This is a genomic window from Occallatibacter sp., from assembly GCF_049802275.1.
Lineage (GTDB): Bacteria > Acidobacteriota > Terriglobia > Terriglobales > Acidobacteriaceae > Telmatobacter.
Genome location: NZ_JBARMD010000576.1, coordinates 1 through 11,394, shown reverse-complemented (window position 1 = coordinate 11,394; position 11,394 = coordinate 1). Strand labels below are relative to the sequence as shown.

At 58.2% G+C, this 11,394-nt stretch carries 11 protein-coding genes and 1 tRNA gene; 8 read left to right on the top strand and 4 right to left on the bottom strand.

Annotated elements, in window-relative coordinates:
* Positions 1–453 (bottom strand): hypothetical protein (locus WA354_RS19790; protein WP_472814745.1); only part of this gene is annotated, 453 nt, incomplete at its 3' end.
* Between the two features lie 164 nt (positions 454–617).
* Between WA354_RS19790 and WA354_RS19785 the strand changes: the two genes are divergently transcribed.
* The 4 genes from WA354_RS19785 (at position 618) to WA354_RS19770 (ending at position 2,623) form a co-directional block, all read left to right on the top strand.
* Positions 618–1,154 carry an RbsD/FucU domain-containing protein gene (locus WA354_RS19785; RefSeq protein ID WP_472814744.1) on the top strand — a complete coding sequence of 179 codons (537 nt, stop codon included), beginning with the start codon at positions 618–620 and terminating at the stop codon, positions 1,152–1,154.
* 281 nt (positions 1,155–1,435) lie between these two features.
* Positions 1,436–1,521 (top strand) — tRNA-Leu (locus tag WA354_RS19780).
* 52 nt (positions 1,522–1,573) lie between these two features.
* Complete coding sequence (secG, locus tag WA354_RS19775) at positions 1,574–1,885, top strand: preprotein translocase subunit SecG (protein ID WP_472814743.1); 312 nt, start codon at positions 1,574–1,576, stop codon at positions 1,883–1,885.
* 111 nt (positions 1,886–1,996) lie between these two features.
* Positions 1,997–2,623 (top strand): MBL fold metallo-hydrolase, encoded by a 627-nt coding sequence (locus tag WA354_RS19770; protein WP_472814742.1) that lies wholly within the window; start codon positions 1,997–1,999, stop codon positions 2,621–2,623.
* Between the two features lie 62 nt (positions 2,624–2,685).
* On the opposite strand, the gene WA354_RS19765 is transcribed toward WA354_RS19770, so the two are convergent.
* Entirely contained in the window at positions 2,686–3,882 is a 1,197-nt protein-coding gene (locus tag WA354_RS19765; RefSeq protein ID WP_472814741.1) for a pyridoxal phosphate-dependent aminotransferase, read from the bottom strand.
* Positions 3,883–3,998: 116 nt separating this feature from the next.
* Between WA354_RS19765 and WA354_RS19760 the strand changes: the two genes are divergently transcribed.
* Positions 3,999–4,631, top strand: coding sequence for an HAD family hydrolase (locus WA354_RS19760; RefSeq protein ID WP_472814740.1), 633 nt, complete (start codon positions 3,999–4,001; stop codon positions 4,629–4,631).
* Between the two features lie 68 nt (positions 4,632–4,699).
* Here WA354_RS19760 and WA354_RS19755 read toward each other — a convergent pair whose 3' ends face one another.
* Positions 4,700–5,980: a glycosyltransferase family 87 protein gene (locus tag WA354_RS19755; protein ID WP_472814739.1), complete on the bottom strand. Its 1,281-nt coding sequence runs from the start codon at positions 5,978–5,980 to the stop codon at positions 4,700–4,702.
* A 172-nt stretch (positions 5,981–6,152) separates the two neighbouring features.
* Here WA354_RS19755 and WA354_RS19750 point away from each other — a divergent pair, with 172 nt between their 5' ends.
* Together WA354_RS19750 and WA354_RS19745 are read left to right on the top strand one after the other, a co-directional pair.
* Positions 6,153–6,779, top strand: coding sequence for an NAD(P)-dependent oxidoreductase (locus WA354_RS19750; protein ID WP_472814738.1), 627 nt, complete (start codon positions 6,153–6,155; stop codon positions 6,777–6,779).
* Positions 6,780–6,916: 137 nt separating this feature from the next.
* Positions 6,917–9,664, top strand: a complete 2,748-nt coding sequence (locus tag WA354_RS19745) for a beta-glucosidase (RefSeq protein WP_472814737.1) — start codon at positions 6,917–6,919, stop codon at positions 9,662–9,664.
* Positions 9,665–9,752: 88 nt separating this feature from the next.
* On the opposite strand, the gene WA354_RS19740 is transcribed toward WA354_RS19745, so the two are convergent.
* Positions 9,753–10,826 carry an L-rhamnose/proton symporter RhaT gene (locus WA354_RS19740; protein WP_472814736.1) on the bottom strand — a complete coding sequence of 358 codons (1,074 nt, stop codon included), beginning with the start codon at positions 10,824–10,826 and terminating at the stop codon, positions 9,753–9,755.
* 212 nt (positions 10,827–11,038) lie between these two features.
* Here WA354_RS19740 and WA354_RS19735 point away from each other — a divergent pair.
* Positions 11,039–11,394, top strand: a 356-nt coding sequence (locus WA354_RS19735) for a non-canonical purine NTP pyrophosphatase (RefSeq protein ID WP_472814735.1), incomplete at its 3' end; no start/stop codon positions are given.

The following is an 11,394-nucleotide window of genomic DNA, read 5'->3' as shown; positions in this document are numbered from 1 at the left end:
CAGCAGCATCATTGACCGATGAATCTTCGGTTTCTTGCGCGTCACGATTCCCGCTGTAATGAAAATCGTAAACATCGCCATCTCGCCAAACATCACTAGCAAAAATCGGGGATACTCCATATCAAAGAAGACAAATCGCGGCGTCAATTGCACCGATCGAATCGCAACCATCGTTCCCGTGCTCGCAATCGCAAGTCCAATCGCAATTGCTGCCCACCCCAGCGTCATGTGCAGCTTGCGATTCCGAACCGCGATCAGCAACGACTGCACAAGGAAAAGCACGAACCACGCCGCGATCGACAAGCCATGCACCAGCACTAGCAGGAAAATCCCCAGATCGATCGGGCTTCCGTCGAAATGCGTACGGTGCGTGTAGAAAGGATGGAATCCGATCAGCATCACCGACAGAAAAACGACTGCGGCTGCGCTGTAAAACAACCTTTCAGCTTTCATTTGCGCCTTTCACTTTCTAAAGGAACACAGAAACAGAGCAAGTATTAAAGTGCGCCGGGAATACAGAGGAAGTGTTCACCATCCTACCATTCCTACAAGTTTGCGGGCTTCGGCCAGTGCAGTAGAGTGATCCTGTCGCAAAGTTCCATACCCGGGAGATTCCAATGCGCAGATTTCCTCTGGCAGCAATCCTTCTTGCTTCAGTCGCTTTTGCAATCCCAACGCACGCCCAATCCAACTGGAAGTCGCGCGTCAACGAATCCATGCCCATCCTCGGCCATCGCAACTGGATCCTCATCGTCGACTCCGCTTACCCACTTCAGTCCTCCCCCGGCGTAGAAACCATCGAGACCAACGCCTCTCACCTCGATGTCCTCCAATATGTCCTCTCGGCCGTCAACAATTCCCTCCACGTCCGTCCCCTCATATCCATGGATAAGGAATTGCCCTTCGTCCCCGATGACGACGCCCCCGGCGCGTCCGCCTACCGCACCCAGATCGCCCAGCTTCTCAGCAACTACAACATCGAATCCATCCCGCATGAAAAAGTCATTGCCCAGATCGATGAAACCAGCAAGCAATTCCACGTCCTCGTCCTCAAGACAACGATGACCATCCCCTACTCCTCAGTCTTCATCCGCCTCGATTGCAAATACTGGTCCGCCGACGCCGAAAAGCGCATGCGCGCCCGCATGCACTGATCCGTCAGTCCCTACTCAATCGAAAGAACACGGACACTCATACAGAAAAAGCAGGGACATACCCACGGAGGGTGCTGATGCATTCCACGGAGGGAGCAGGGGCATTCATGCCCCTGAAATCAGGCAAATAGAGGACGGGCTTCAGCCCCGGGTTTCAACCGGTCTTTTTTGACGACTGGTCTGATTTTGGAACCCTGCTCGCGCCGGCAATGCCGGTTCTGCGCAACCGCCCGCTCCCCTCACCACACCCCTGTTTTTGATATACTTAAAAGGTTCACCTCGCGGAGGTGGCGAAATTGGCAGACGCACTAGCTTGAGGTGCTAGCGCCCACAAGGCATAGGGGTTCAAGTCCCCTCCTCCGCACCACAGACTCTCGTTCCCGGACCAACCGGACAAGATTCGGAAAGCAGCTTTCGCAATGCAGATCCTCTTCTACTTCGTCGTCGTGCTCCACGTCATCGTGAGCCTTTTCCTTATCGGAGTCGTCCTCCTCCAACAAGGCCGCTCAGCCGACCTCGCCGGAGCATTCGGTGGCCAGGGCTCCCAGACAGCTTTCGGACCCCGCGCCGCAGCCAACGTGCTCACCCGGCTGACCACCTGGTCCGCGATTATCTTTATGATCACGTCGCTCTCGCTCACGGTCCTCTTTGTTCGCTCCGGCAAGTCGCACTCAGTGCTCGACAACATCAAGCCCGCATCGCAATCTGCTCCCGCAAAGCCCGCGCAGTAAGTTCAGCGGCACTGCAAGCTTCGAGGCAGACCTTCCCGGTCTGCCTCTTCTAATTTGTCTGCCACTTCTGCTTTCCGGCTACCGCCAACAGCTCCGCTCTACAATGAATTCATGATTCTCGAGACCTTTCCCGTCGGCCCGCTGCAGTGCAATTGCACCATCCTTGCCGACGAAGCCACTCGCGAAGCCATCATCATCGATCCCGGCGACGAAATCAGCCGCATCCATCGCCGCCTGACGGCCCTCGGTCTCACCCTGAAACAGATCCTCATTACCCACGCCCACATCGACCACATCGGCGGCGCTCTGAAACTAAAATCGCTCACCGGCGCTCCCATCTTCCTCAACGAGGCGGATCTCCCCCTGCTGAAAATCATGTCCGAACAGGCCGCATGGGTCGGCGTGCCAACGCCAGAAACTGCACCACCCGACGAACCCCTCACCGACGGCCGCCGTGTCGGCCTCGACAACTACCCAGCCCAGGTCATTCACACCCCTGGCCACACCCAGGGCTCTATCTGCCTTCACTTTGCTCCGCTCAACATGGTTCTCGCCGGCGACACCCTCTTCGCCGGCAGCATCGGACGCACCGACCTGCCCGGCGGCGACTCTAACCAGATCCTCGACTCAATCCAGACGCGCCTGCTCACCCTGCCCGACGAAACGAAAGTCGTTCCCGGACACGGTCCCGCCACAACAATCGCCTACGAACGTAAAGCTAATCCGTTTCTTCAATAATCAAGATCAGATAAATCATTAAATATATTTACTTGCATTTAGATAGATTGAAGTAGTGAAAGTTACACTTCGCTATCGACTAGACAATTGTTATTCAGTTGATGCGTTCTGAAATAGTCAACAACCAACCCCATCCCAGTTTTAAACTCCTCAACAGTACCAAGCAAACTCACCACCAGCCATCCAGTTTCCTCCATCCCGAAAAAATACCCCGGATGCACCCACACTCCCCGCTCCAGCAACTCGAGCACCGTCCGCTCATCGTGCTGCAGCGCCGGAATCCGCAGCACAGCGTACCAGCCGCCCTCCACATCCAGCCGCCGAACCGCATCCACCGCCTCAAGCTGCCGGTCCAACTCAGCAAGGTTCGCCGCCACCCGCTCTTTGATCTGCTGCTGAATCCCGTTCCGTCCAGCGATCCAGGCCGGAATCGCTCCCTGCACCGGCGCATTCATGGAGAGAAACGTATCGGAAATCACTTCCTGCCGCTCCATAGCCTCGGCAGCACGCGGCCCCGTAGCCACTACCCACGCAGCCTTCATTTGGGGCAGACCCGCAATCTTGCTCAGCCCGCTTACCACGTACACATCCACGCCTTCAAGTCCAGCGGCAAAACTCGCAGGCTCCGCGTGGCCAAATCCGTAATCCAGAAAAACCTCGTCCACAATCAGCGAGAGTCCCCGCTCACGGCAAATCACCGCAAATTCCTGCGCCTCCCACGATTTCGTAAAGTGCCCCGTAGGATTATTCGGGTGCACCAGCACAATCGCCCGCGTCTCCGCCGTTAACGCCCGGCGAAACCCCTCCGGCTCGATTTGCCATCCGTAGTCGTACACCAGCGGCGCTCCTTTGATCTTCACATCGTCAAGCACCGCCAGAAAATCAAACAGCGGATACCCCGGCTGCGGCGCCACAACTTCGTTCCCCGGATCGCACAACAACTTGAACAGAAAGCTGTATGCCTCGCTCGTACTCGTCGTCAGCAACACGCGCTCTGGCGAAATCGTCACGCCATGATCCGCGTAATACCCGCACACCGCCTCCCGCGCGCGCAGTAACCCCAACGGCTGCGGATCGTAATCCAGCGCACGCACATCCGCCAGCGCGCCTAACAAATCCGCATCGTATTCGAATCCGCACCGCGTGGGATTCGAAGCCGTCAGGTCCGCAACCGGCGGCCCTGCCCGCATGCGTTCGCGATGCGCCCGCGCCAGCACACTCTCCTCCGTATTCCAATCCGTTCTTTTAGAAAACGTCATCGCCGTCTGCCTGTTACTCCCTGGTTCCTGTTCCCTGCTCCCTGCTCGCCCAAATGCATCCCTCACAATAGAAGAAGCGCCACCTTCAACATACACGGCGCCTTACAGGAGGAACATTGGCTCTGCGCGCGGTCATCTTCGACTATGGAATGGTTCTCACCGGACAACCGAGCGCTGAAGCGCACGACGCCATGCTCCGCCTCACCGGCCTACCGCACGATCAATTCGAAACCGTCTACTGGGCCGACCGCCACGCATACGACGAAGGTAAACTCACCGGTCTCCAGTTCTGGAAGAACATCGTCCGCGACGCAAAGCTCAACCTGGACGCTGCCACCATCGGCGAACTCAACTTCCAGGACGCGCGCATGTGGACCACGCAGAACCCCGCCATGCTCGACTGGCAGCGGCAACTCAAGCAGCACGGCATCAAGACCGCCATCCTTTCCAACATGGGCGACACCGTACTTGCCAATATCGAGCGCGAATTCGACTGGCTCCCGCGGTTCGACGTCCTCGTCTGGAGCTTCCAACACAACATGGCCAAACCAGAACCCGCCATCTATCAACTCACCCTGGACCGCCTCGGCACCCAGCCCGAAGAAACCCTCTTCATCGACGATAAGCAGGTCAACATCGATGCCGCGCGTGCCCTGGGCATTGTCAGTATTCTCTTCACCACTGTAGAACGCATGCGCGAGCAGCTCATCGAATTGGAATTGGGCGACGCACTGCCTCTCCCGGCGTGAAATCCAGACAGTATTCGTTAGACGGGCTTTGAGCTCCGAACTCGATCGTCGCCGCGTTCAGATCGCGTTCAGGCTCCCAATGGCGACGCTGCTGCGTGATACTCTTGCTCGCGCCCCGAGGACCCCATCGTCTGTTTGCGAATTACCGCCGCCATCACCAGGAACAGCGCCGAGTATGCCGGAACTGACAACTGCACGTGAACGAACCTCAGCAGTGGGCCGAATAGCGGCAGAAAAAACGCCGTATAGGTCAGCAGCTTCGCGGCATCTCGCTCAGGCGACTCAGCAGATTGCAGAATCCAGTCTCCAATCAGCAGCAGCGCAGGCATCAGCATCACCAGGTCGTAGTCCGTAAGGTGTGGATTCACGAGCGCGGTGCCCAACAGGAAAACTGCATAGCGAAGTTGCAGCGGTGTTTTCGTCTTCCAACACCATACAGTCACAACAACCACCACCAGCGCCGTTGCCGCATACAGCGCAAAGGCAACTCTCGGCCATGGCACCAGCAGCCGCCAGAACGCGTCAAGGCTATGCATCCTGTCTATGTGCGGCTCGAGGGCAGAGGCGTTTTGATTGATCTGCGTGAGCCCTTTGAAATAGGTGTCAAGCGCGGCCCTTCCGTAATACAGGGCTCCAACCGCCAACTGTCCTGCGCCGGTCATGAGCGCGCCGGCGATTACCCTCCACTCGAGCGTCAAAACAAAAACGACCGCCGCCATGACCCCGAACTGCGGCTTGTACGCCAACAGCCCCAGCGCCATCCCAGCCAAAAACAGCCTTTCCGCGCGAAAGCAGAAAAATGCCGCCGTAAAGGCAATCAAAGCCAGTGCCGAGTTCTGCCCGCTCGCCACCATGAAAAAGAAACCCGGGAAGGCTGCAGCCAGGATGAGAACCGTCGCGCGGTCGTCCCGCAGGTGAGGGCACACTCGCAGCACCAGCCAACAGCAGATGGCGCACGTCAACGCGCTCGCCAGCATCCATGCCGCAGCAGCCCATCCATAAGGCAGTCCTGCCAGGGGTCGGAATATCAGAGAAAACTGCGGACCATATACGGGGAGATACGATTCACCCGGCTCCTGGTGAATCAACTCCTGTGCCAGCGCCGCTTGCCGGGGCGCATCATAAAGCATGCTGCCGTCATGCATACGCGCAATGTTGCCCAGCACATAGAAGTGCAGGAAATCAGCGCCTTTCAATTGCCCTTCTCGGTCGCGCAAGCCGGGAGTTGCGATGTTAATCGCATACAATCCCCACACCACCAGCCCCAGCAGCACGGCGTGTCCGCGGATTCGTTTCCGCGTCAGGTCCGCCGCAAGGCTTTGCAGGTTCCGAGTCAGTGCCGTTCCCATAGGGAGTAAGTAGTCTAAATGACTTTGAAATCGTTACACCAACTTTTCCTCAGTGTCATCCAGAGCGGCGTTTCTCGCCACTTCTCCGCTGATTTTCGCGAAGCGATTCTCCCTTGGCCACATCAAACCTGGGGGAGACGTCGGCCGCTGCGTCTTCCACCAGGAGAATCCAATGAACGTAGTGCTCTACGGCGCGACCGGTAAATCCGGCATCCGCATTCTCAGTGAACTCCTTTCGCGCGGTCACAAAGTCACTGCCGTCGCTCGCAACCCCATTGGTCTTCCCGCGAGTGTAAAGACCGTGAAAGACGACCTCAGCGATGTAAACAAGATCGCCGCCATCATCTCCGGAGCCGACGCAGTCGTCAGCGCCTACGCTCCTCCCCAGGACGATACCGATCAACTCCTCGGCGTCACCGAGCGGGAGATTGAAGCCGTTCGCAAAGCCGGCAAAAACATCCGCCTCATCGTCGTAGGCGGTGCCGGATCACTCGAAGTCGCTCCCGGCGTAACTGTCCTCAAGTCCGGCCATCTTCCTGCTGAATGGGTTCCCATCGCCACTTCACACGAAAAAGCTCTTGAATTGCTCAAAAAGTCCGATATCAATTGGACCTACTTCAGCCCTGCCGGTTTCTTTGAGCCCGGTACGCGCACCGGCAAGTTCCGCCTTGATACAAACAAGCTTGTCGCCGATGCCCAGGGCAACAGCCGTATCTCGATGGAGGACTACGCCATCGCCCTTGTCGATGAGCTGGAACGTCCTGCCTATGAGCGCGCTCGCTTCACCATCGGCTACTGAAAACTAGTCACCGGCGTCGCAAATCTTGCACACTGCACGTGGCAGCCCGCTTGCTATACACTTGCTTGCCGTAACACGTTCACAGCCAGATCAATCGTTTATCTGGCCGCGAAATGCCTATCGAGGGGGATCCAAACGTGCATTCGACACCATCGCTCCGTCTATTCCAACCTGCCCGCGCAACGCGCATTCTTTGCGCGTGCACATTCTTCGCGCTCGCAGCCACATTCGCACTCGCTCAAGCCGTCCCCGTCGTCACCGGCGACGCCCGCGTCGACAAGCTTCTCAGCCAAATGACGCTCGAAGAGAAGCTCACACTCATTCACGGCACCAAGGAAGACCCCTCCGTTTACCAGGGCCAGGCCGGATACCTCGCAGGCATTCCGCGCCTTCATATTCCGGGACTCCGCTTTGCTGACGGACCTCCCGGCGTACTCACGCGCCATCCGTCGCAGGGCGAAACCGCCACCATGGGTGTTGCCGCCACATTCAGCGTTAAGGACGCTGAGGACAACGGCCTCGTCATCGGCCGCGAAGCACGCGCGCTCGGCATTGATGTCGCCTTGCAGCCCTTCGTCAATATCGATCGCGATCTCGAATTCGGCCGCGGCTACAACACCTTCGGAGAAGATCCCTTTCTCACCAGCGAAATGGGAGTCGGCGAAGTCAAAGGTATTCAGTCGCAGCACGTCATGGCGCAAATCAAGCACTATGTCGGATACGATTCCGACAGCGGAAACATCTTCATTGACGACCAGACCCTTCACGAGGTCTACGTAGCACCCTTTGAGGCCGCCATCCGCCGCGCCGACGTCGCCTCCATCATGTGCTCCTACAATCGCCTCAACGGCACCTTCGCCTGCGGCAACAAGGACACCCTCACCACCATCCTCCGCGATCAGATCGGCTTCAAAGGCTTCGTCACCTCCGACTGGGGTGCGGTGCATGCCGTCACCTTCATCAACGCCGGCCTCGACATGGAAATGCCCGGCGGCCAGCCCGGCCCCATGGGTTCCTTCATCCCCTCGTTCTTTGACTCGCTGCCTCCACCGCCTCCGTTGCACAATGACGCCAAAGCCACGGCCGAACTCAATGAAGCCATGTTCGGCGGCCACATACCTGAAGAGCCGGCACCGCATCGTGATGGGATGGGCGACTTCGGCGTCAAGCTCAGTCCCGAAAAAATGCCCGAAGCCCTCAAAGACGGCACCGTCACTGAAGCCACTGTCACGCGCGCCGCCGGACGCGTGCTCTACGAGATCGTTCACTTCGGCTATCTCGATGGCCAGTCCAAGCACGATTTCACCACGCAAGCTATCGAAGCCAATGCCAGGATCATCGAGAAGACCGGTGAAGACGCCGCCGTCCTCCTCAAAAACGATGGCAACGTCCTTCCCCTCAAGCACGACGAACTCGACTCAGTAGTGCTCATCGGTCCAACCGCTGGCCAGGTCGATTCCATCGGCATCAATGGCGAACGGTCGGTTGGATTGCCGGAACGCCAGATCGGCCCACTCGCCGCGATGAAAAAAATCTCCGGCTCTTCGAACATCAGCTTCGCAGTTGCCGACGACATGACCGGCACGCCGATCCCCGCCAGCGCGCTTAGCCACGACGGCCAGCCGGGCCTGCAGCGCGCCATCGTGTCCACATCAGGAAACTCCGCCAGCGCCGCCATGCAGACCGATCCGCAACTCGACTTCACCATCAAAGGCGGCAATGCCCTTCCGCCCAACTCGGTCATCACGTGGAAAGGCACGCTCACTCCGCCGCACGCGGGTAGTTACTGGATCTATCTGCAGGCCATGGGCACCAACGCGCGCATCTCGCTCGATGGCAAACGCCTCGCCTCAACGGGAGCATTCCAAGGTGGCGTCCATGGCGACATCCTGCAGGCGAATCAGGACAACGCCATTCCCACCACCGACCATCTCGACAACGTTCGCCGCGCCGTCGAACTCACCGCCGGCCCTCACACCATCGAAATCAATACAAGTCCCGACAGTTCCAAAGCTCCCGTGCAGGTCCGCCTCAACTGGTACACCCCTGAACAGCGCCAGGCTGATCATGACCAGGCCATTGAAGCTGCCAAAAAAGCCAAAACCGCCGTCGTCTTTGTCTGGACCCGCCTTCAACCCGTCTTCGGCCTTCCCGGCGATCAGGACAAGCTCGTTGAAGAGATCGCCGCCGTCAACCCCAACACCATCGTCGTTCTCAACACCAGCCAGCCCGTCGCTCTGCCGTGGATCGACAAGGTCAAGGGCGTTCTTGAAATGTGGTGGCCCGGCGACGAAGGCGGCTGGTCAACAGCCAACATCCTCCTAGGCAAAGTCAGTCCCGCCGGCCGTCTCCCAGTCACCTGGGGAAAGAGCCTCGACGACTACCCCGCCACTGATCCCAAGCACCCCGAGCGCTCAAAGAAAGGCGTCGACCACAAAACTACGTACAGTGAAGGCGTAAACGTCGGCTACCGCTGGTTCGATAAGGAAAACATCGAGCCGCTCTTCGCCTTCGGTCATGGCCTCAGTTACACCACGTTCGACTACTCTGGCCTCAACGTCGCAAGATCCAGTGACGGCGGTCTCGACGTTAAGGTGAAAATCAAAAACACCGGCTCAGCGGCCTCTGACGAAGTCCCGCAAGTCTACCTCGGGGCTCCCAGCGAGGTTCCGGAAGGCGTGCAGTTCCCCGTGCGTGCGCTTGCAGCCTTCGATCGCATTCATCTCAAGTCAGGAGAATCCAAAGACGTCACCCTGCACGTAGCACCACGCCAGCTCCAGTACTGGTCCACCAAAGATCAGAAATGGGAAATAGCGACAGGCAAACGCACCGTAAGCGTAGGCGGTTCCTCCCGCAACCTGCGCCTCAATCAAACCATCGACTAACGCGTCCACCACCTCGACAAAGAATGCCGGAGCCCCAAAGGCTCCAGCATTCTTCTGACCCCTGAACTCTGATCACTGACGACTGTCTTTACGTCGCCAGCCCTAACCCCACCAGGTTAGCCGCCGCAATAATCACCACAATTCCCACCCACAGCAGCCGAAGCGGACGACTCGTAACTCCCGCCCACTCACCTAACGCCAGCCCCACAATCCCTCCAAACAACACGTACCCGCTCATGTGCAGCATCCAGTTCACATAACTCAATCGCAGCGGAATGTTTGCCGCCCCCCACGCGTAAAAGAAGAACTGCAGATACCACATGATCCCGCCCGTCGCCGCCAGTGCTGCATTTCTTCCAATCGTTCCTCCGGATTGGCGCAGATCCTCACCTAGAGAAATCTTCTTCACCAGCGCCAGCCGCCCAAAGCAATACGCGAAGTTCACCAGCGCACCGCCGCCCATGATGAATACATAGCTAGGCAGCGCCGAGTAAAGCGGACTCACACCGACAGCCAGCGCCGCCACCTGCATCGGCTGCGCCGCGTCCATCGCAAACGACATGCCGGAAGAAAAAATGCCGCACATCACCGCCAGTGCCAGACCCAGCATCACGTTGAACTCTGTAGGGCCGCCGCTCTTCAGTTGCATTTCCTTCATGTGTCCCGCGTACGACACAATGGCCACGCCGGCAAGAGCAACAACCACCCCAGCCATGTTGAAAAGCCCGCTGCGCGTTTGAAACAGCATCGCGGCCTGCCCATGCATCAGCGGGGGTACCAATGTCCCCACCACCAGCGTCACTCCGATCGCGATGCCAATCCCCAGCGACATTCCCAGGTGCCGCATCGTCAATCCATAACTCACATTCCCTACGCCCCACATCGCCCCAAACAGCGCCATCTTCAACAACACGCCCGACGGAATCGAACCATAGAATGCCCCGAAATGCGGCAGTAGCAAATAGCTCACGCTAATCGGCAGCAGCACCCACGAAAAGATGCCCGCGACAGCCCACGTCGTCTCCCACGACCACCGCTTAACTTTCTCAATCGGCGCATAAAATGAAGCAGCCGAAGCCGCGCCAACCATGTGCCACCCAATCCCCGTCAGAATCGCCGGCATACCCCGTCCCAGTTTTGTCGGATAAACGTCACCAGCCATCCTACTGTGCAGCCCTGACCCCTGCGATCCTTTTTGTTCGGAGGGTTTGCATGAGCAAGAACATGGGTGCCTCATGTCTCGCTTCTGAGACCTGGGAAAACTAAGTTTCAACCAGCCGCATACCGGGTGCCCCATGAATGACGCAGTTTCATCGCGGCATGGGAGGGAAAGCACTATCGCTCAAGCCCCCGGCGTGCCTTACACTTTGATGGATGCCCCTTCGCCTCTACGTAGCCACCACCAGCCAGGGCAAATTGCGCGACTTCCGCACCGCCGCCGAAACGCACGCCGTCTCTATCGATCCCCTACCCGATCTCGCAAAAATCGAACCCCCTGAAGAAGACGGCAAGACCTTCGCCGAAAACGCCACACTCAAAGCTGTCTATTACTCCCAGTTCCTTCCCGGCCAACTCATTCTCGCCGACGACTCCGGCCTCGAAGTCGACGCTCTCGGTGGGGCTCCCGGAGTCCGCTCTGCCCGATTCGCAGCCGACACAGGCCTCGTTGACTCGCCCGATGCCAACGACAACACCGACGTCTGGAACAATATGCTGCTGCTGCAAAAACT